General features: G+C 64.3%; 16 protein-coding genes. 6 read left to right on the top strand and 10 right to left on the bottom strand.

Annotated features, from left to right (window positions below; all coding sequences use genetic code 11):
• Positions 1-3: 3 nt before the first annotated feature.
• Both ACSHT2_RS16765 and ACSHT2_RS16760 read left to right on the top strand, forming a co-directional pair.
• Positions 4-1518: a hydrogenase large subunit gene (locus tag ACSHT2_RS16765; protein WP_440642525.1), complete on the top strand. Its 1515-nt coding sequence runs from the start codon at positions 4-6 to the stop codon at positions 1516-1518.
• Positions 1519-1521: 3 nt separating this feature from the next.
• On the top strand, positions 1522-2046 hold the full coding sequence (locus tag ACSHT2_RS16760; RefSeq protein ID WP_271529830.1) for an NADH-quinone oxidoreductase subunit B family protein: 525 nt from the start codon (positions 1522-1524) through the stop codon (positions 2044-2046).
• A gap of 242 nt (positions 2047-2288) precedes the next feature.
• On the opposite strand, the gene ACSHT2_RS16755 is transcribed toward ACSHT2_RS16760, so the two are convergent.
• The 10 genes from ACSHT2_RS16755 to ACSHT2_RS16710 form a co-directional block, all read right to left on the bottom strand.
• The gene (locus ACSHT2_RS16755; RefSeq protein ID WP_440642524.1) at positions 2289-3572 is read right to left on the bottom strand and encodes a glycerate kinase type-2 family protein; all 1284 of its coding nucleotides are present in this window, start codon (positions 3570-3572) and stop codon (positions 2289-2291) included.
• A gap of 193 nt (positions 3573-3765) precedes the next feature.
• Positions 3766-4995 carry an ABC transporter substrate-binding protein gene (locus ACSHT2_RS16750; protein ID WP_440642523.1) on the bottom strand — a complete coding sequence of 410 codons (1230 nt, stop codon included), beginning with the start codon at positions 4993-4995 and terminating at the stop codon, positions 3766-3768.
• Positions 4996-5173: 178 nt separating this feature from the next.
• Positions 5174-6403, bottom strand: coding sequence for an ABC transporter substrate-binding protein (locus ACSHT2_RS16745; RefSeq protein WP_440642522.1), 1230 nt, complete (start codon positions 6401-6403; stop codon positions 5174-5176).
• A gap of 247 nt (positions 6404-6650) precedes the next feature.
• Complete coding sequence (locus tag ACSHT2_RS16740; RefSeq protein WP_440642521.1) at positions 6651-7877, bottom strand: ABC transporter substrate-binding protein; 1227 nt, start codon at positions 7875-7877, stop codon at positions 6651-6653.
• Between the two features lie 117 nt (positions 7878-7994).
• Positions 7995-9230, bottom strand: a complete 1236-nt coding sequence (locus ACSHT2_RS16735; RefSeq protein ID WP_319328870.1) for an ABC transporter substrate-binding protein — start codon at positions 9228-9230, stop codon at positions 7995-7997.
• A gap of 38 nt (positions 9231-9268) precedes the next feature.
• A complete protein-coding gene (locus ACSHT2_RS16730; protein ID WP_440642520.1) occupies positions 9269-10288 on the bottom strand; it encodes a branched-chain amino acid ABC transporter permease in 1020 nt (339 codons plus the stop codon).
• A gap of 2 nt (positions 10289-10290) precedes the next feature.
• Positions 10291-11169, bottom strand: coding sequence for a branched-chain amino acid ABC transporter permease (locus tag ACSHT2_RS16725; protein WP_440642519.1), 879 nt, complete (start codon positions 11167-11169; stop codon positions 10291-10293).
• A 14-nt stretch (positions 11170-11183) separates the two neighbouring features.
• A complete protein-coding gene (locus ACSHT2_RS16720; protein ID WP_008135694.1) occupies positions 11184-11897 on the bottom strand; it encodes an ABC transporter ATP-binding protein in 714 nt (237 codons plus the stop codon).
• Complete coding sequence (locus ACSHT2_RS16715) at positions 11894-12691, bottom strand: ABC transporter ATP-binding protein (protein ID WP_440642518.1); 798 nt, start codon at positions 12689-12691, stop codon at positions 11894-11896. Before ACSHT2_RS16715 ends, ACSHT2_RS16720 begins: the two co-directional genes overlap by 4 nt.
• Before the next feature lie 66 nt (positions 12692-12757).
• Positions 12758-13624 carry an IclR family transcriptional regulator gene (locus ACSHT2_RS16710; protein ID WP_319329105.1) on the bottom strand — a complete coding sequence of 289 codons (867 nt, stop codon included), beginning with the start codon at positions 13622-13624 and terminating at the stop codon, positions 12758-12760.
• A gap of 130 nt (positions 13625-13754) precedes the next feature.
• Here ACSHT2_RS16710 and ACSHT2_RS16705 point away from each other — a divergent pair, with 130 nt between their 5' ends.
• From ACSHT2_RS16705 to pimC, 4 genes are all read left to right on the top strand, one after another.
• A complete protein-coding gene (locus ACSHT2_RS16705; RefSeq protein WP_440642517.1) occupies positions 13755-15848 on the top strand; it encodes a 3-hydroxyacyl-CoA dehydrogenase NAD-binding domain-containing protein in 2094 nt (697 codons plus the stop codon).
• 193 nt (positions 15849-16041) lie between these two features.
• Complete coding sequence (gene pimA, locus ACSHT2_RS16700; RefSeq protein WP_440642516.1) at positions 16042-17724, top strand: dicarboxylate--CoA ligase PimA; 1683 nt, start codon at positions 16042-16044, stop codon at positions 17722-17724.
• Positions 17721-18908 (top strand): acetyl-CoA C-acyltransferase, encoded by a 1188-nt coding sequence (locus tag ACSHT2_RS16695; RefSeq protein ID WP_440642515.1) that lies wholly within the window; start codon positions 17721-17723, stop codon positions 18906-18908. Before pimA ends, ACSHT2_RS16695 begins: the two co-directional genes overlap by 4 nt.
• Before the next feature lie 89 nt (positions 18909-18997).
• Entirely contained in the window at positions 18998-20188 is a 1191-nt protein-coding gene (gene pimC / locus ACSHT2_RS16690) for a pimeloyl-CoA dehydrogenase large subunit (protein ID WP_440642514.1), read from the top strand.
• The last annotated feature ends 69 nt before the right edge of the window (positions 20189-20257 follow it).

Below are 20257 nucleotides of genomic sequence, written 5' to 3'. Positions count from 1 at the left end.
GCGATGGGCATCCTCGACGGCATCCCCCATGTCAATGCGGTGTTGTCGCACCAGCCCTGGCCGCGCGCGGTCGTGACGGAGGCGGGCTGGCAGGCGGCGATCGATCGACTGGTCGAGGGAGGCCTCACACTGCTTGGCTTCTGGGGCGAGCCGACCGCTGTGCATATGGCGATGCTCGATGGAGGCTCGGCCGAGATCGCGGTCGTCACTTACGAGTGTACGGCCGGCACATTTCCAAGCGTCGCCAGCCGTCACCCGCCGGCGCTTCGGCTGGAGCGGACCATCCATGATCTGTTCGGGCTTGTTCCGACGGCTGCTGACGATCTGCGGCCATGGCTCGATCACTATGCCTGGGGCAAATCCTATCCGTTCTCCGGCCGCGACGCATCGCGCGACGTGCGGCCATACCAGTTCCTTCCGGTCGACGGCGAGGCGTTGCACCAGGTGGCGGTCGGCCCCGTCCATGCCGGGATCATCGAGCCCGGCCATTTCCGCTTCACCGCCAATGGCGAGCATGTGGTGCGGCTGGAGCAGTGGCTCGGCTACACCCACAAGGGCATCGAGTCGCTGATGCAGGGCGCGAGCCTCGAGGCCGCGGCAAAGCTCGCCAACCGGACCTCCGGCGACAGCGCCGTCGCCTATGCCTTCGCCTTTGCGTGTGCCGTGGAAGCGGCGCTGCAGATCGAGGCGCCGAGGCAAGCGACCCTTTTGCGGGCGCTGATGGCGGAACTGGAGCGGCTCGCCAATCATTTGGGCGACATTGGAGCCATCTGTAACGACGCGTCGTTCGCGCTGATGCATGCCCAGACCGGCATTTTGCGTGAGCGTTGCTTGCGCGCTGCGAATGTCGCGTTCGGCCATCGCCTGATGATGGACGTCATCGTGCCCGGTGGTGTGATGCGTGACATCGCGCCGGACGGCGTTTCCGCGCTACGGGCGCTGCTCGCGGAGCTACGCAAGGTCTTTCCGCGCTTGATCGAGCTCTATGACAACACGGCGTCGTTGCAGGACCGCACCGTCACCACGGGGATCGTGAAGGCGGAATACGCGCGCCAGTTTGGCGCCGGCGGTTATGTCGGCCGCGCCTCTGGCCGCGATTTCGATGCGCGGCGGGCGATTGCCTACACGCCTTACGACGCGTTGTCGTTCGAGGTACCGGTACTACAGGCCGGTGACGTAAACGCGCGGGTCTGGATCCGAATCCGCGAGGTCGAGCAGAGCATCGAACTGATCGAGCAGATCCTCGACCAACTTGGGCCGGGAGGGCTCGAAACCGCGCTGCCTCCCAGGATCGGCCGCGGTGCCTGTGAAGGCATGGCGCTCACCGAGGCCTTCCGCGGCGACGTCCTGGTGTGGTTGCGGCTCGATGGCGAGTTGCGCGTCGAACGCTGCCACCTGCGCGACGCGTCGTGGTTCCAGTGGCCGCTGCTGGAAGCCGCAATCGAGGGCAACATCATTGCCGACTTCCCGCTCTGCAATAAGTCGTTCAACTGTTCCTATTCGGGCGCGGACCTCTAAGCCATGCGCAAGACCCTGCTCGAAAGCCTCACCCATGGTTCGCTGACGGAGCCCGCGCCGACGCCGGACGATTCGGCGCTGGCGGAGCTTGCAACGAAGGTCGACCGCGCCGCCCGGGCCAGGCTCGGGCGTTCTCTTGCCATTCGCGAGGTCGATGCCGGGTCCTGTAACGGCTGCGAGCTGGAGATCCACGCGCTTGCCAACGCCTTCTACGACATCGAACGTTTCGGCCTGCGCTTCGTCGCCTCGCCACGCCATGCCGACGTGCTGCTGGTCACGGGTCCCGTGACGAAGAACATGCGACAGGCGCTGGAGCGGACCTACAACGCGACACCCGATCCGAAATGGGTCGTCGCGGTCGGCGGCTGCGCGATCGATGGCGGCATTTTCAGAGGTAGCTACGCCTGCGTCGGCGGCGTCTCGGAGACTGTTCCGGTGGATCTGCACATCAAGGGCTGCCCGCCGTCTCCGATGGAGTTGCTGAAGGGCCTGCTCGCGCTGCTGGAGCACGTCAGCGGCAAGCGGTAAGCCGCATCCGCACCTACATACTCCGTCATTCCGAGCCAGCGGGTGCGCTCGCCGCACTCCCGCTGTCATCGCCCGCCTTGTGCGCACTTACGGCGCTGGGGCGCGCGATCCAGTATTTCACAGACAGCGCGAGGATACGGAGAAGCCGCTGCTTGCTGGATTCCCCGCGTTCGCGGGGAATCCAGTGGTGTTGTGGTCGAACTGGTGCCCAAATGCGGAGACGACGCCGGACGGAGCACCTCTCAATCCACCAAAATCACCCTGATGTCGTTCACGTTGGTCAGCGTCGGTCCCGGCGTGAGCAGATCGCCTGTCGCCTCGAAGAACGAGGTCGCGTCGTTGTTGGCGAGATAGACCTGCGGCTGCAGTCCCTGCGACTTCATCTTTGCGAACGTTGCGGAGTCGATCAGCGCGCCGGCGGGGTCGGTGGGGTTGCCGGCGCCGCCGTCGGCGCCGTCGGTGTCGCCGGCGAGCGCCGCGATGCCGGCCATGTCCTGCAACAGGCCGGCGAGCGCCAGAGCGTATTCCTGGTTCGGTCCGCCGCGCCCCTGGCCGCGCACGGTGACCGTGAGCTCGCCGCCGGAGAGGATCGCGACGCGCTTGCCTTGCGCACGCGCTTCGAGCGCGAGCCTGGCGTGATCGGCGGCGACCTCGCGCGCCTCGCCTTCGAGGTCGGCGCCGAGATCGATGGTTTCGTAACCGGAGGCGCGCGAGAGCTTCACCGCGGCGTCGAGCGACTGCTTGGGCCGCGCGATCAGCTCGAAATGTGCGCGCGCAAAGGCCGGGTCACCCGGCTTGCAGCTCTCGTTGGCGGGATCGTCGAGCGCGCGGCGCACCGCATCGTCGATGTCGAGCCTGTACTTCGCCACGATCGCGCGCGCATCCGCCAGCGTCGTCGGATCCGGTACGGTGGGGCCGGAGGCGATCGCGGAAGGATCGTCATGCGGCACGTCGGAGATCGCGAGCGTGACGATCTCTGCCGCGTTTCTGCCGGCGCGCGCCAGCCGCCCGCCCTTGATCCGCGACAGGTGTTTCCTGACGATGTTCATCTCGCCGATCGGCGCGCCCGAGCGCAGCAGCGCCTTGTTGACCGCCTGCTTCTGCGCGAAGCTGATGCCATTCGCCGGCGCGATCCAGTTGGCCGATCCGCCGCCGGTGAGCAGCACCAGGAGCAGATCGTCGGGCCGGGCCTCGCCCGCCAGCGCGAGCGTGTCGGCCGCGCCCTTCAGGCCGGCTTCGTCAGGCACGGGATGCCCGGCCTCGACCACGCGGATGCGGCGCGTCGGCACGCCGTAGCCGTGGCGCGTGGTGGCGATGCCGATCAGCCGCTCCGGCGGGAGCTCGAGCGCATCGAGATAATGCCGCTCGGCCGCCGCGGCCATTGCACCTGCGCCCTTGCCCGCGGCGAGGCAGATCACGCGTCCCTTGGGCGCGGGGCGCAGATGCGGAGCCAGAATCGTGTTCGGGTGGGCGGCGGCAACGGCGGCGTCGTAGAGCGCGCGGAGCAGGGGACGGCGGTCGGTCATGACGATGGCCTTGAGCAGACTGAAGTGGTGGCGATGAGGTCGCCGGTCATCTGCCTACCGCATCGTGCGCCAAAGCGTAAGCGGCCTGCACCATCATTCGATTGTGCAATCGCGTGATCAAAAACCCCGCGCAAGCAAAAGCCCCCTGCGCGACCGGCGCAGGAGGCTTCTCGTCGTGCGTTTCGTGCGCCGGCTAGCCGCCGGCTTCCGCGTTGATCACGTCGCCGAACAGCTCCCATCGCTCGCCCTTGAAGCGTTGCAGCTGCAGCGAGCTGATCGGGGCGAAATCGGTCGCCGACGTGTTGATCTTGATGCCGGGCAGCAGCGCCTCGGTGCGGAAGTCCTTCAGGCTCGCGGCCTGCTTCATGACATTCGCGCGCGTGAGGTCGTCACCGCAGTTCTTCAGCACCTGGACCAGCGTCTGTGCGACGCCGTAGCCGACGATCGTGCCGCCGTCGGTCTTGTCGCCTTCGGGGAAGTATTTCGCCATGAAGTCGAGGAATGCCTTCATGCCGGCATCGTTGGCCCATTGCGCATCGGTGGTGTCCTTCAGATAGGCCGCCGAGATGATGCCTTGCGCGTTCTCGAAGCCTGCCGGCTTGATCACGCTGCCGACCGAGGCCGAGACGTTGTTGAGGAAGTGGATCGGCTTCCAGCCGATCTCGGCATTCTTCTTGATCGCCTGCGCCGCGAATTTCGGCGTGGTGATGTTGATGAAGACGTCGGCGCCCGTCGCCTTCAGCTTGACGATGTGGTTGTCGATGGTCGGCTCCGATGTCTCGTAGCTTTCCTCCAGCACGATCATGCTTGCGGCCTTGGCGCCGAGGCCGTCCTTCAGGCCTTTCAGGTAATCCTTGCCGTAATCATCGTTCTGGTAGAGCACGCCGATCTTGGCGTTCGGCAGCTCCTTCAGGATGTATTTCGCGTAGATCTGAGTCTCGCTCTGGTAGTTGGGCTGCCAGCCCATCGTCCAGGGGAAGTCCTTCGGATCGTTCCACTTGGTGGCGCCGGTGGCGACGAACAGCTGCGGCACCTTCTTCGAGTTCATGTATTTCTGGATCGCCGAGTTCGGCGGCGTGCCGAGCGAGTTGAAGATGAACAGCACCTCGTCGCTCTCGACCAGCTTGCGGGCCTGCTCCACCGTCTTCGGCGGCGAATAGGCGTCGTCATAAGAGATGAAATTGATCTTGCGGCCGTTGATGCCGCCTTCGTCGTTGATCTTCTTGAAATAGGCGGCTTCGGTGCGCCCGATGATGCCATAGGCGGAGGCCGGTCCGCTGTAGGGCATGATGTTGCCGATCTTGATTTCGGTGTCGGTCGCGCCGGTATCGTATTTCTTCTGGGCCGATGCAGTTGAAGTCGAGGCCGCAATGAGCGCGAGCGCCAATGATGCGGCCGCAAGCTTGCCGGTAACAGCAGGCATTCCAATCTCCCTATTTTTCTTGGTGTGTGCGTCCCTTTTCTTGACTTGATTGTTTTTGGCGACGCGGCTGCAATTCAATACGATTTGCCGGAAAGCTTCAAGGAAAACCCCTGCGGCAGGACCGCAGGGGCTGCGTCTTTAGTCTATTGAGGCTTACATCTTTAGCGGCTGGTTAAGGTCAGCCGCCGACGTCCCCGCTCAAGATCTCGCCAAATCGCTCCCAATGCTCGCCCTTGAAGCGGATCAGTTGTAGCTGCGAGAGCGGCGCGAAATCGGAGGCCGACGTGTTGACCTTGATGCCCGGCAGCAGGCCGGCCGGCTCGAAATTTTTGATGCTGGCGGCCTGCTTCATGACGTTCTCGCGGGTCAGATTGTCACCGCAGGCCTTCAGCACGTGCACCAGACCCTGGCTCACGATATAGCCATACATCACCGAGGCGTCGGCGCGGTTCGCATCCGGATAGTACTTATCCAGGAATTCGTTCCAGGCGATCATCGCCGGGTCCTTCTTCCATTGCGCGTCGGTCGGGTCCTTGAAGTACTGCGACGAGATGATGTCCTGCGCGTTCTCGAAGCCGGCCGGCTTGATCACGCTGCCGATCGAGCCCGAGACGTTGTTGAGGAAATGCAGCGGCTTCCAGCCGAGCTCGGCGTTCTTCTTGATCGCCTGCGCCGCGAATTTCGGCGTGGTGATGTTCATGAAGACATCTGCGCCCGTGGCCTTCAGTCTCACGATGTGCGAGTCGATGGTCGGCTCGGAGACCTCATAGCTGTCCTCGATCACGATCATCGAGGCCGCCTTGGCGCCGAGGCCGTCCTTGAAGCCCTTCAGATAGTCCTTGCCGTAATCGTCGTTCTGGTAGAGCACCGCGATCTTGGCGTCCGGCTTGTTCTTCAGGATGTACTTCGCGTAGATGACGGTCTCGCTCTGGTAGTTCGGCTGCCAGCCCATCGTCCACGGGAAGTCCTTAGGATCGTTCCACTTGGTGGCGCCGGTGGCGACGAACAGCTGCGGCACCTTCTTCTGGTTCATGTATTTCTGGATCGCCGAGTTCGGCGGCGTGCCGAGCGAGTTGAAGATCAGCAGCACCTCGTCGCTCTCGACCAGCTTGCGCGCCTGCTCCACGGTCTTCGGCGGCGAATAGGCATCGTCATAGGTGACGAAGTTGATCTTGCGGCCGTTGATGCCGCCTTCTGCGTTGACCTTGCGGAAATAGGCCTCCTCGGTCTTGCCGATCACGCCGTAGGCGGAGGCCGGTCCGCTGTAGGGCATGATGTTGCCGATCTTGATCTCGGTGTCGGATGCGCCGGTGTCGTATTTCTTCTGGGCGGATGCTGCCGTGGAAAGAGCGGCAGCCAGCACGAGGGCAGCCGAGAAGGCCCCCAATCGCACATGCATTGCAGGCATCTTGATCTCCCTGGGAAGGTTTGAATGTGTCGATTGTTCTTGTTGGGGGCGATCGTTGCTCGTCGCTCCATCGCGCATTCAATACCTATCCACGGCGGTCAGCAAGGAGAACGCAGCGCATCAGCGTCGCAGGGCCGGCGATCTTTCGAAGACGATGCTGGAATATTCCGGCGCGTGAGATTTGCGGCGCCAATCCACCGCTGGAGTTGCTTCTTGCAGATGCTGCGATCTTGAATTGTGCCGCCGCTCAGTGGCCGATGTCGCTGGAGATGATATTGCCGAACAGCTCCCATTTCCGGCCCTTGAACCGCATCATCTGGAGTTGCTCGATCGGGGCATAATCGTCCGGCGCGGTATTGATCTTGATGCCGGGCAGCAGCGTATCGGGTTCGAAGTCCTTCAGGCTGGCGGCCTGCTTCATGACGTTCTCGCGGGTGAGATCGTCGCCGCACATCTGCAGCACCTTCACCATGGTCTGCGCGGCGGCATAGCCGAACACGACGCCGGCATCGAGCTTGTTGGCCTTGGGGTCAAATTGGGCGAGGAAGCTGTAGAACTTCCTCATGCCGTCATCGGCATTCCACTGCGGATCGGAGCCGTCCTTGGTGTAGCTCGCCGACAGGATGCCTTGCGAGATCTCGAACCCCGCCGGTTCGATGACGCCGCCGACTGAGGCCGAGACGTTGGAGATGATGTGGACCGGATGCCAGTTGATCTCCGCCGCCTTCTTGATCGCCTGCGCCGTGAATTTCGGTGTGGTGATGCTGATGAAGACGTCGGCGCCGGAGGCTTTCAACTTGACGACGTGCTCGTCGACCGCCGGCTCCGAGGTGCTGTAGGCCTCTTCCAGCACGATCATCGAAGCCTTGGCGCCGAGGCCCTCCTTCAGCCCGTTCAGATAGTCCTTGCCGAAATCGTCGTTCTGGTAGAGCACGCCGATCTTTCCGTCCGGCTTCTCCTTCATGATGTATTTGGCGTAGATGCGCGCCTCGCTTGCGTAGTTCGGCTGCCAGCCCATGGTCCAGGGATATTGCTTGGGATCGTTCCATTTCGACGCGCCGCTCGCCACGAACAATTGCGGCACCTTCTTCTCGTTCATGTATTTGCGGATGGCGGTATTCGTGGAGGTGCCGAGCGAGCCGAAGATCAGGAGCACCCCGTCGCTCTCGACCAGCTTGCGCGCCTGCTCCACCGTTTTCGGCGGCGAATAGGCGTCATCATAGGAAATGAACTTGATCTTGCGGCCGTTGATGCCGCCCTCGGCATTGACCTTGTTGAAATAGGCCTCCTCGGCCCTGCCGATCGAGGCATAGGCGGAGGCCGGCCCGCTATAGGGCATGATGTTACCGATCTTGATCTCGGTATCGGATGCGCCGCTGTCGTATTTCTTCTGCGCCAGCGCTTCGCTGCTCATTGCAGTGCACAAGGCGAGTGCGGCCCAGAGGGACGCAACCTGGAAACGAACGGCGACCATTGTTCTCCTTCCTCGGGGTGGATGGGTCGCATTGAACAAGATTGACACCCGCCGTCAACAAAAAGCCCCCGCGGTTGCCCGCGGGGGCTATCTACGCCGGATCGTTGCGTCAGCGTGTCACTCGGAGGCGAGGTCGCCGCTGATGATCTCGCCGAACAGTTCCCACTTCTCGCCCTTGAAGCGCTGCATCTGGAGCTGGGCGATCGGGGCGAAGTCGGTGGCGCTGGTGTTGATCTTGACGCCGGGCAGGAGCGTGTCCGGCGCAAAATCCTTCAACGAAGCCGCCTGCTTCATGAGATTGGCGCGGGTGAGATCGTCGCCGCACATTTCCAGCGCCTTGGCGAGGGTCGACGCAGCACCGTAGCCGTAGACCATGGCGGTGTCGGTCTTGTCCGCACCCGGCATGTACTTGTCGATGAACTCGTTCCACCTCTTCATGCCGGGATCGTTGGCCCACTGCGGATCGGTGGAGTCCTTGGCATAGGCCGCGGACAGCACGCCTTGCGATGCCTCGAAGCCGGCGGGTTTCATGACGCTGCCGACCGAGATCGACACGTTGGTGAGGATCTGGAGCGGCTTCCAGCTGAGCTCGGCGGTCTTCTTGATGGTCTGGGCCGCGAACTTCGGCGTGGTGTAGATCAAGAGCACGTCGGGATTGGCCGCCTTGATCTTGACGATGTGGCCGTCGATCGACGGCTCGGAGATCTCGTAGCTCTCTTCCATGATGATCATGGATGAGGCCTTCGCGCCGAGACCGTCCTTGGTGCCCTTGAGGTAGTCTTTGCCGAAATCGTCGTTCTGATAGAGGATCGCGATCTTGGCGTCGGGCTTCTCCTTCATCAGCCATTTTGCGTAGATCCGCGCTTCGCTCTGGTAGGAGGGCTGCCAGCCCATGGTCCAGGGGAAGGTCTTCGGATCGTTCCACTTGGTAGCGCCGGTGGCGACGAAGAGCTGCGGGATCTTCTTGGCGTTGAGGTATTTCTGGATCGCGGTGTTCGAAGGCGTGCCGAGCGGGTTGAATACGGCCAGCACCTCGTCGCTCTCGACCAGCTTGCGGACCTGCTCGACCGCCTTCGGCGGCGAGTAGGCGTCGTCATAGGTGACGAAGTTGATCTTGCGGCCGTTGATGCCGCCCTTGTCGTTGATCATCTTGAAATAGGCTTCCTCGGTCTTGCCGATGAGGCCATAGGCCGACGCCGGACCGCTGTACGGCATGATGTTGCCGATCTTGATCTCGGTATCGGACGCGCCGGTGTCGTATTTCTTTTGGGCGAGTGCAGCGCCGGAGGCGAGAGTGACGGCCGCCGTTGCCGTGACCAGCGCGGCGGCTCGCAGTGTTCTTCCGAAAAGCAATTGGGTCTCCTTGGTTAAACGACAGTCCTTGAGAGTTTTCAGTTCTTCCTGAGCTTGCCGACGAGTTGCTGGCCCAGGATCGCGACCTGCCTCGCGCCATGCGGCACGAGGTAGATGACGAGGAACAACAGCACGCCGAACACCGCGCCGGAGAGCCCCTTGGAGATGCTTTCCGCCATGTTCGGCACGAAGATGATGAAGGCCGCTCCGACGAACGAGCCGGGCAGCCAGCCGACGCCGCCGACGACCATGCCGAGGAACAGCGAGATCGCGAGCGTGATGGTGTAGCTGTCGGGCGCGACGAATTGCACGGCGATGGCGCCGAGCGAGCCGGCAACGCCGGTGATGCCGGCGGACACTCCGAAAGCCAGCGTCTTGTAGAGCGCGACGTTGACGCCCATCGAGGAGGCCGCGATCTCGTTGTCGCGGATCGCCATGAAGGCGCGGCCCGAGCGGGAGCGCAGCAGGTTCACCGAGAAGATGTAGATCGCGACCGTCACGGCGAGCGTGAAGTAGTACAGCCACATGTCCTGCGACATCGGCAGGCCGAACGGCGCGTCCGGCTTGGTGACGACGAGGCCCTGGACGCCGCCGGTCCAGTGCTCGAGGAAGTTCAGCTTCAACAGCTGCGGCATCGCGGTGGCGAGCGCGAAGGTCGCTAGCGCGAGATAGACGCCCGACAGCCGCAGCGCTGGCTTGCCGAACAGGTAGCCGAAGCCGAAGCAGACCGTGGCGGAAATCGGAATTGTCAGCGCATAGTTGACATTGAAGTACTCCATCAGCACCGCCGACGTATAGGCGCCGACGGCGTAGAAGGCGCTCTGGCCGAGCGAGAACTGGCCGGAGCCGCCGGTCAGGATGTTCAGCGCCAGCACCGCCAGCCCGTAGATCAGGAGCATCGTCATCTGGAAGATGACGAAGTTCTTGACGAACACCGGCACGATCAACAGCGCCACCAGCACCACCAGCGAGGTGCCGGTGCCCAGCGTCATGGCCCGCTTCGGAACGGCCTCGACCGCCTCGTGGCCTTCGGCAACGACTTCTTCTGCTGCGCTCATGATCAAACTCGCTTGACGATATGCCGGCCGAACAGGCCAGCGGGTTTGACGACCAGGACGGAGATGATCAGCGCGAGCGCGATCGGGAGTTTCAGCTCGTTGCCAACGCCGGGGATGTAGGTGCCGGCGAGGTTCTCGAAGATGCCCATGAGGAAGCCGCCGACGACGGCGCCGAACGGGCTGGTCAATCCGCCGAGCACGGCGGCTGCAAAACCGTAGATCAGTACGCCGCCCATCATGTTGGGCTCCAGGAACACGACCGGAGCGATCAGCATGCCGGCGATGGCGCCGATCGCCGAGGCCATGCCCCAGCCGAGCGCGATCATCCAGGAGGTGTTGATGCCGACGAGGCGGGCGGATTCAGGCACCGAGGCGGCGGCCCGCATGGCGAGGCCGATCCGCGTGTACTGGAAGAAGAAGTAGAGCCCGACCAGCAGCAGCACCGTGACGCCGATCATGCCGGCTTGGTGGGTCGAGATCAGCTGGCTGCCGAGGAACGGCGAGGAGCCGAACGGGGTCGGGTATTGCTTGATGGTGAAATCCCAGATCAAGCCGGCTGAGGAGTTGATGATCGCGAACAGGGCGATGAAGCCGGCGACATTGGTCAGCACCGGCGCCTTGGCGAGCGGCTTGAACAGGATGCGCTCGATCGCGACGCCGCCGACGAAGGCGAAGACCAGCGTGATCACGAACGCAGCCCAATAGGGCACGCCCCACTGCATCAGCTGCCATGAGACGAAAGTCGCAAACATGGCCATCTCGCCTTGCGCGAAGTTGAGATGGTCGATGGCCTGGTAGATCATCACCACGGCCAGCGCCATGCAGGCGTAAATGGCGCCGGTGGCGATTCCAGCCAGGACCTGGTTGGTGAAAAGCTCCATTTGTCCCGGCTCCCTCAGTAACCCAGATAGGATTTGCGGATTTCTTCGTTGTTCGCGATGTCCTTGGCGTTGCCCGACATCACGATGCGGCCGGTCTCGATCACATAGGCCTGATCGGCGAGCTCGAGCGCGAGCTGGGCGTTCTGCTCGACCACCAGGATCGACACCTTGTCCTCGCGATTGATCTTGCCGAGGATGCCGAACAGATCGCGCACCACCAGCGGCGCAAGGCCGAAGGAGGGCTCGTCCAGCAGCATCAGCCGCGGCCGCAGCATCAGGGCACGGGCGACCGCGAGCATCTGCTGCTCGCCGCCGGACAGCGTGCCGGCCTGCTGGGTGTGCCGCTGCTTCAGGACCGGGAAATGCGCATACATGCGCTCGATGTCGGAGACGATGCCGGCACTGTCCTTGCGGGTAATGGCTCCGAGCTGGAGATTTTCCTCCACCGTCATGGTGGTGAAGGTGCCGCGGCCCTGCGGCACATGGGCGATGCCGAACCGCACGATGCTCTCGGTGGAGCGGTTGTTCAGCGGCTTGCCGTCGAACTCGATGCCGCCAGTGGAGCGCACCATGTTGCAGATCGCGCGCAGCGTGGTGGTCTTGCCGGCGCCGTTGGCCCCGAGCAGCGTCGTGAGGGAGCCCTCGTTGAGCGAGAAGGACAGGCCATGGAGCGCCTGGACCTGGCCGTAATAGGCGCGCAGGTCCTTGACGTTGAGCAGTGTCGTCATTGGTCTTTGCTCCCGAGATACGCCTTGATGACGTCGGGGTCCGCCTGCACCTGGGCAGGGGTGCCTTCCGCGAGCTTCTTGCCGAAATTCAGCGCGACGACGTGATCGGCGATCGACATCACGAGTCCCATGTGATGCTCGACCAGGAGCACCGTCATGTGGCGCTCGTCGCGGATTTTGCGGATGAGGTCGCCGAGCACGTAGACCTCCTCATGATTGAGGCCGCCGGCGGGCTCGTCGAGCAGCAGGATCTTCGGATCGGCCGCCAGCGCGCGCGCCAGCTCGACCCGCTTCTGCGTGCCGAAGGGCAGGCCGGAGACGACGGTGTGGGCGACGTCCTCGAGGTTCAGATAGGCGAGGATCTCATGCACCTTCCTGTTGACGTCAGTCTCGCTGCGCCGGACCCAGGCCAGGCGCAGGGAGTCGCTGATGATGTCGCTGGAGGTCTTCGAATGCGCGCCGACGCGGACGTTGTCCATCACCGACAAGTTCGGGAACAGCGCCACGTTCTGGAAGGTGCGGCCGATACCGATCTCGGCGATCCGATGCGGCGGCCGCGAGAGGATGCTGACGCCATCCATCAGGATGTCGCCGGACGACGGCTGATACAGCCGCGAGAGGCAGTTGAAGAGCGTGGTCTTGCCGGCGCCGTTGGGGCCGATCAATCCGAGGATCTGGCCCTTGTGCATGTCGAAGGACACGCCGTTGAGCGCGACGATGCCGCCGAACACGACGCTGACGTCGCGAACTGCGAGCAGGGGCGATGTCCCCCGCGCGAGCTGTGCCTGCGTCATCTCGTCTCGCTCACGTCGTTCGGTGAGCGATGGGGCGATGCGAACCGCTCCCGATGATGACAAAAGCTATCTGAACCCCTCGGCCACACGTGCAACTTTTCCTCCTGATTTCAGCTTTTTGCTGACGTCTTTTTTTGAGTGCGGCATCAGACCCCCGAGCGCCGCTTCGATGTTCCTTACCATCGCAAGCAGACGCGGTCCAATGTCGTTGATCAAACGCTCTTCCGTGAAACGGAATGCCGGCGCGCCGCAATTGAATGCGTAAGGTCCGGTTCCGTCGTTGAGCTTGAGCGCGACGCCGGCGGCACCGATGTCGTCGTGCCAGTCGCCGACGGATATCGCAAAGCCGTATTTCGCCACGGTCTCGCCGGAACGCTCCAATCCGTCGCGCATCTTCGGCCAGCGGCTGCCGTAATGTTCGCGCAGAATGCGCGACACTTCAGCGCGACCCTCGTCGTCGAGCGCCCAGAAATAGGCGCGACCCATCGCACTGGTTGCAATCGGCACGCGGGCGCCGACGTCAAGTTGAACGCCGACCGTCTCGCTGCCGCGGCTCTGCCCGAAATAGATCATGCTGTGACGGTCGCGGCCGCCGACGGCGACGGCACCGCCGGTCGCGCGCATCACTTCCTCCCGGAACGGCTCCGACAAATGCCGAACGCCCAGATTGGCCAACGCAGCGTAACCGAGCGCCATCGCTGCGGGGGCGAGCTGGTACTTCTCGAAGCGGGGAACCGGCGTCAGATAGCCAAGCTTGGTCAACGTGTAGGTCAGCCGCGACACGGTGGGCTTGGGCAGATTGGTGCGGGCCGCAATCTCCTGATTGCCGAGAAGGCCGTCATTGGGGTGGAACGCGCGCAATACATCCAGTCCGCGGGAAAGCGCGACGACGAAATTCCGATCGGTCGCAGTCTTCTTTCCTGTACGCTTCATCCCTGATCTGCTTCTTGCGCGGAGTCGTTGACAACGTCCGTGCTTCAAAATAACCCTGCCGTCAAGATGCGGAATTAAATTCCGCACCGCGAAATCGAACAAAAGTAAATCCCCACCAAGGAGGGACACCGTGAGCGAAGTGGTCAAGCTTGAGCGTCATGACGAAATCGGGATCGTCACGGTCAACAGTCCTCCGGTCAATGCGCTGAGTGCCGCAGTCCGCGGCGGCATTCTGGAATGCATCAAGGCCGCAATCGCCGATCCCGCCATCAAGGGTATCGTGCTGACCTGCGCCGGCCGCACCTTCATCGCCGGGGCCGACATCACCGAATTCGGCAAGCCGCCAAAGCCGCCGGCCCTCAACGACGTGCTGTCCGAGATCGAGAATTCGCCGAAACCGGTCGTTGCCGCGATCCACGGCACCGCGCTCGGCGGCGGCCTCGAGGTCGCGCTCGCCTGTCATTTCCGCGTGGCGGTGAAAGAGGCCAGGCTCGGCCTGCCCGAGGTGAAGCTCGGTCTCCTGCCCGGCGCCGGCGGCACCCAGCGCCTGCCCCGCGCGGTCGGGCCGGAACTCGCAGTCAAGATGATCGTCGGCGGCGACCCGATCGGTGCGGCGGAGGCGCTGAAGAACGGCCTGATCGAAGAGATCGTCGTAGGCCCGGCCTCGGGCGGCGAAGCCTTCGTGCGCAAGCTGCTGGCCGAGAAGCGCCCGCTGCGCCGCCTGCGCGACGACGATTCCAAGATCGCGGCCGCCAAGGCCGACCGCTCGATCTTCACCAATGCCGTCGCCGCCATGACCAAGAAGTCGCGCGGCCTGGAGGCGCCGTTCGCGGCGGCCGACGCAGTCGGCTACGCCATTGACCTACCCTTCGACGAAGGTTTGAAGAAGGAGCGCGAGGGCTTCCTGAAGCTCGTCGCCAGCGACCAGTCCAAGGCGCAGCGCTATGCGTTCTTCGCCGAGCGCGAAGCCGCCAAGATCGCGGGTGTCCCCGAAGGCACCAAGCCGCGGCCCGTGAACCGCGTCGCCATTCTCGGCGCCGGCACCATGGGCGGCGGCATCGCGATGTCGTTCGCCAATGCCGGCATTCCCGTCACCCTGATCGAGACCGCCGACGAGCAGCTCAAGCGCGGCATGGGCGTCATGCAGAAGAACTGGGAAGCGACCGCGGCGCGCGGCGGCATCCCGGCGGACGCGCCCGCCAAGCGCATGGCGCTGATCGACGGCAAGGTCGGCATCGAGAATGTCGGCGACGCCGACCTCGTCATCGAGGCCGTGTTCGAGACCATGGCGGTGAAGAAGGAAGTGTTCGGCAAGCTCGACCAGTACGCCAAGCCCGGCGCGGTGCTCGCCTCCAACACCTCGTACCTGAACATCGACGAGATCGCGAAGTCGACCAAGCGTCCGCAGGACGTGCTCGGCATGCACTTCTTCTCGCCGGCCAACGTCATGAAGCTGTGCGAGATCGTGCGTGCCGACAAGACCGCGCCGGACGCTCTCGTGACCGCTGTCACGATCGCGCGCAAGATTGCAAAAGTGCCGGCCGTGGTCGGCGTCTGCGACGGCTTCGTCGGCAACCGCATGCTCGCCCAGCGCGGCAAGCAGTCCGAGAAGCTGCTGTTCGAAGGCGCCTTGCCGCAGCAGGTCGATGCCGTCGTCACCAAGTTCGGCATGCCGATGGGTCCGTTCGCGATGGGCGACCTCGCCGGCCTCGACATCGGCTGGCGTTCGCGGAAGGACCGCGGCATCAAGTCGGAGATCGCGGACGCGCTGTGCGAGGCCGGCCGCTTCGGCCAGAAGACCGGCAAGGGCTACTACAAGTATGAAGCCGGCTCGCGCGCCCCGCTGCCCGATCCCGAGGTCGAGAAGCTGATCGACGAGACGCTGCTGCGCCTCGGCCGCAAGAAGCGCGTCGTCAGCGACGAGGAGATCCTCGAGCGCATGATGTATCCGATGATCAACGAGGGCGCGAAGATCCTCGAGGAGGGCATCGCGGCGCGTCCCTCGGACATCGACGTGGTCTGGCTCTACGGCTATGGCTGGCCGATCTACCGTGGCGGCCCGATGTACTGGGCCGACACCGTCGGCCTCAAGCATATCGCCGATCGCCTGTCCTTCTACGCCAGGGAGACCAACGACCCGAGCCTCGAGCCCGCACCGCTGCTGAAGAAGCTCGCGGCCGAAGGCAAGACGTTCGCCTCGCTCGCGGCGTCGAAAGCGGCGTGATCAAGGGCGCCGTGGCCGCGATGTCTCGCTCCGGGCAACGCTCTCTCCGTTCCCTCCCCCCTTGTGGGGGAGGGGCAGGGAGGGGGGTAGCCCCGGGCACCAGCGTTTGTGGCCACCCCCTTCCCCAACCCTTCCCCACAAGGGGGAAGGGAGCCTGGGCAGTTTGCCCGCCTCACCGCAATCAAGACCATTCATGACCCATCCCGGCGAACAGTTTTACCCCGAGGGCGTGCGTTGGGACGATACCATCGTCCAGGGCACGCTGCCCGACCTGCTGGCGAAGGCCGCGGCCGAGTACGGCCCGCGCACCGCGTTGGAATTCCGGGACCGTCCGATCAGCTACACCGAGCTCGCAGCTCAGGCCGAGCGCGCGGCGGCGGCGTTCCTGCGCGCAGGCTGCGGCAAGAGCTCTTCCGTCGCGCTGTTCCTCGGCAACACGCCGGACCACCCCGTCAACTTCTTCGGCGCGCTGAAGGCAGGTAGCCGCGTTGCGCATCTGTCCCCGCTCGACGGCGAGATCGCGCTGACGCACAAGGTCTCCGACTCCGGCTCGCGCCTGCTCGTCACCTCGAACCTCCAGGCATTGCTGCCGACCGCGCTGAAATTTCTGGAGAAGGGGCTGATCGACCGCCTGGTCGTCTGCGAGGACGATCATTGGGGCAAGGTCGGCACGCCGCAGGCGGCGATCCCCAACGATCCCCGCATCGTGACCTTCAAGACCTTCGTCGAGGGGGCCACCGTGCCGGCGCAATGGCCTTCCGTGACGCCCGACGACGTCGCGCTGCTGCAATATACCGGCGGCACCACCGGCCTGCCCAAGGGCGCCATGCTGACCCACGGCAATCTCACCTCTGCGGTGTCGATCTACGACGTCTGGGGCAAGCCGGGGCGTGTCGCGCGTGGCGATGCCATCGAGCGCGTGATCTGCGTGCTGCCGCTGTTCCACATCTACGCGCTCACCGTCGTGCTTTTGTCCTCGCTCAGGCGCGGCAACCTGATCTCGCTGCACCAGCGCTTCGACGTCGAGGCGGTGATGCGCGACATCGAGGTCAAGCGCGCGACATACTTTCCGGGCGTGCCGACGATGTGGATCGCGATCGCCGCGCTGCCCGATCTCGACAAGCGCGACTTTTCCTCGCTCGCCACCATCGGCTCCGGCGGCGCGCCGCTGCCGGTCGAGATCGCGAGCTTCTTCGAGCGCAAGGTCGGCAAGAAGCTGCGCAGCGGCTGGGGCATGACCGAGACGTGCTCGCCCGGCACCGGCCATCCGCCTACGGGGCCGGACAAGCCCGGCTCGATCGGCCTGACGCTGCCCGGCATCGAGCTCGACGTCGTTGCGCTCGACGATCCGACAAAAGTGCTGCCGGCCGGCGAAGTCGGCGAAATCCGCATCAAGGGCCCGAACGTCACCAGGGGTTACTGGAACAAGCCGAAGGAATCGGCGGAGTCCTTCGCCGACGGCCGCTTTCTCACCGGCGACATCGGCTATGTCGACACCGACGGCTATTTCTTCCTGGTCGACCGCAAGAAGGACATGATCATCTCCGGCGGCTTCAACGTCTATCCGCAGATGATCGAGCAGGCGATCTACACCATCCCCGGCGTGCACGAGGTGATCGTGCTCGGCATTCGCGATCAGTATCGCGGCGAGGCCGCAAAAGCCTTCATCAAGCTGAAGCCCGGCGCAAAGCCGTTCTCGCTCGACGAGCTGCGCGCGCAGCTCACTGGGAAGCTCGGCAAGCACGAACTGCCGGCCGAGGTCGAGTTCGTCGACGATCTGCCGCGCACGCCGGTCGGGAAATTGTCGCGCCACGAATTGCGCCAGCAGCAGAAACCGTCACAATCCACCAAAACCGCATCAGGAGTCCGTTCTTGACCGACGCCGTCATCGTTTCCACCGCCCGCACCCCGATCGGAAAGGCCTATCGCGGCGCGCTCAACGCCACCGAGGGCGCAACCCTGCTCGGCCACGCCATCGGCGAGGCCGTCGCGCGCGCCAAGGTCGACCCGAAGGAGGTCGAGGACGTCGTGATGGGCGCCGCCCTCCAGCAGGGCGCGACCGGCGGCAACATCGCGCGCAAGGCGCTGCTGCGCGCCGGCCTTCCCGTCACCGTCGCCGGCACCACCATCGACCGGCAATGCGCCTCCGGTCTTCAAGCCATCGCGCTGGCCGCCCGTTCGGTGCTCTTCGACGGCGTCGAGATCGCGGTCGGCGGCGGCGGCGAGTCGATTTCGCTGGTGCAGAACGACAAGATGAACGGCTTCCACGCCCAGGACCCGGCGCTGCTGAAGATCAAGGGCGAGGTCTACATGCCCATGATCGACACCGCGGAAGTCGTGGCCAAGCGCTACGGCATCTCGCGCGAACGCCAGGACGAATATTCGCTGGAGAGCCAGCGCCGCACCGCCGCCGCGCAGCAGGGCGGCAAGTTCAAGGAGGAGATCGCGCCGATCACGACGCAGATGGCCGTCACCGACAAGGCCACCGGCGCCGTGTCGATGAAGGAGGTCACGCTGTCGCAGGACGAAGGCCCGCGCCCCGAGACCACCGCTGAAGGCCTCGCCGGCCTCAAGCCCGTGCGCGGCGACGGTTTCACCGTCACCGCCGGCAACGCCAGCCAGCTCTCCGACGGCGCCAGCGCCTGCGTGATCATGAGCGACAAGGAAGCCGCCAGGCGTGGCCTCAAGCCGCTCGGCATCTTCCGCGGCTTCGTCTCCGCCGGCTGCGAGCCGGACGAGATGGGCATCGGCCCGGTCTTCGCGGTGCCGCGCCTCCTCAAGCGCCACGGCCTCACCGTGGACGACATCGGCCTCTGGGAGCTCAACGAAGCCTTCGCGGTGCAGGTGCTCTATTGCCGCGACAAGCTCGGCATCGACCCCGGCAAGATCAATGTCGACGGCGGCGCGATCGCGGTCGGCCATCCCTACGGCATGTCGGGCGCGCGCCTCACCGGCCACGCCCTGATCGAGGGCCGCCGCCGCAAGGCCAAGTACGCGGTCGTCACCATGTGCGTCGGCGGCGGCATGGGCGCGGCGGGGCTGTTCGAGGTGCTGCAGTAGATGTTTCTGTCATTCCGGGGCGCCGCGAAGCGGCGAGCCCGGAATGACGACGGGTTTGGTAAGAACAAGATCGCTCACAGGAGGATCCGATGGATCTGGCATTTACGAAGGAAGAGCAGGCGTTTCGCGAGGAAGTGCGGCAGTTCTTCCGCGACAACGTGCCGCCGGACACGCGGCGCAAGATGGTCGAGGGCCGTCATCTCTCGAAGGACGAGATGGTGAATTGGTGGCGCATCCTCAACAAGAAGGGCTGGGGCGTCAGCCATTGGCCGAAGGAATTTGGCGGAACGGGGTGGACCGCCGTGCAGCACTACATCTTCAACGAGGAGCTTCAGGCTCACCCGGCGCCGCAGCCGCTCGCCTTCGGCGTCAGCATGGTCGGTCCGGTCATCTACACCTTCGGCAACGAGGAGCAGAAGAAGAAGTACCTGCCGCGCATCGCCAATGTCGACGATTGGTGGTGCCAGGGCTTCTCCGAGCCCGGCTCCGGCTCCGACCTCGCCTCGCTGAAGACCAAGGCCGAGCGCAAGGGCGACAAGTGGATCATCAACGGCCAGAAGACCTGGACCACGCTGGCCCAGCACGCCGACATGATCTTCTGCCTCTGTCGCACCGACAACAACGCCAAGAAGCAGATGGGCATCTCCTTCATCGTGTTCTCGATGAAGTCGAAGGGCGTCACCGTGCGCCCGATCCAGACCATCGACGGCGGCCATGAGGTCAACGAGGTGTTCTTCGACGACGTCGAGGTGCCCTACGAGAACCTGATCGGCGAGGAGAACAAGGGCTGGGACTACGCAAAATTCCTGCTCGGCAATGAGCGCACCGGCATCGCCCGCGTCGGCGTCTCCAAGGAGCGCATCCGCCGCATCAAGGAGCTCGCGTCCAAGGTCGAATCCGGCGGCAAGCCGATCATCCAGGACGCGGCGTTCCGCGAGAAGCTCGCGGCGTGCGAGATCGAGCTGAAGGCGCTCGAGCTCACCCAGCTCCGCGTCGTCGCCGACGAAGGCAAGCATGGCAAGGGCAAGCCCAACCCGGCGTCCTCGGTGCTGAAGATCAAGGGCTCCGAGATCCAGCAGACCACCACCGAGCTCCTGATGGAAGTGATCGGCCCGTTCGCCGCGCCTTTCGACGAGCACGGCGACGACGGCTCGAACGAAGCCATGGACTGGACCGCCCAGATCGCGCCGAGCTACTTCAACAACCGCAAGGTCTCGATCTACGGCGGCTCCAACGAGATCCAGCGCAACATCATCGCCAAGGCGGTGCTGGGGCTGTGATCTGCCCCCTCTCCGCGACGGCGGGGAGGGCAATATTCCACCGTCATTCCGGGGCGCGACGAAGTCGCG

The sequence above is a fragment of the Bradyrhizobium sp. PUT101 genome, assembly GCF_052043945.1.
Lineage (GTDB): Bacteria > Pseudomonadota > Alphaproteobacteria > Rhizobiales > Xanthobacteraceae > Bradyrhizobium.
This window is presented reverse-complemented; position numbering and strand designations above follow the sequence as displayed.

Coding starts and splice junctions, on each gene's coding strand:
- ACSHT2_RS16750 (WP_440642523.1), bottom strand. CDS start 4,995: ATGCCTGCTGTTACCGGCAAGCTTGCGGCCGCATCATTGGCGCTCGCG.
- ACSHT2_RS16745 (WP_440642522.1), bottom strand. CDS start 6,403: ATGCCTGCAATGCATGTGCGATTGGGGGCCTTCTCGGCTGCCCTCGTG.
- ACSHT2_RS16720 (WP_008135694.1), bottom strand. CDS start 11,897: ATGACGACACTGCTCAACGTCAAGGACCTGCGCGCCTATTACGGCCAG.
- ACSHT2_RS16765 (WP_440642525.1), top strand. CDS start 4: ATGGGCATCCTCGACGGCATCCCCCATGTCAATGCGGTGTTGTCGCAC.
- ACSHT2_RS16715 (WP_440642518.1), bottom strand. CDS start 12,691: ATGACGCAGGCACAGCTCGCGCGGGGGACATCGCCCCTGCTCGCAGTT.
- ACSHT2_RS16710 (WP_319329105.1), bottom strand. CDS start 13,624: ATGAAGCGTACAGGAAAGAAGACTGCGACCGATCGGAATTTCGTCGTC.
- pimC (WP_440642514.1), top strand. CDS start 18,998: ATGGATCTGGCATTTACGAAGGAAGAGCAGGCGTTTCGCGAGGAAGTG.
- ACSHT2_RS16730 (WP_440642520.1), bottom strand. CDS start 10,288: ATGAGCGCAGCAGAAGAAGTCGTTGCCGAAGGCCACGAGGCGGTCGAG.
- ACSHT2_RS16740 (WP_440642521.1), bottom strand. CDS start 7,877: ATGGTCGCCGTTCGTTTCCAGGTTGCGTCCCTCTGGGCCGCACTCGCC.
- pimA (WP_440642516.1), top strand. CDS start 16,042: ATGACCCATCCCGGCGAACAGTTTTACCCCGAGGGCGTGCGTTGGGAC.
- ACSHT2_RS16725 (WP_440642519.1), bottom strand. CDS start 11,169: ATGGAGCTTTTCACCAACCAGGTCCTGGCTGGAATCGCCACCGGCGCC.
- ACSHT2_RS16755 (WP_440642524.1), bottom strand. CDS start 3,572: ATGACCGACCGCCGTCCCCTGCTCCGCGCGCTCTACGACGCCGCCGTT.
- ACSHT2_RS16760 (WP_271529830.1), top strand. CDS start 1,522: ATGCGCAAGACCCTGCTCGAAAGCCTCACCCATGGTTCGCTGACGGAG.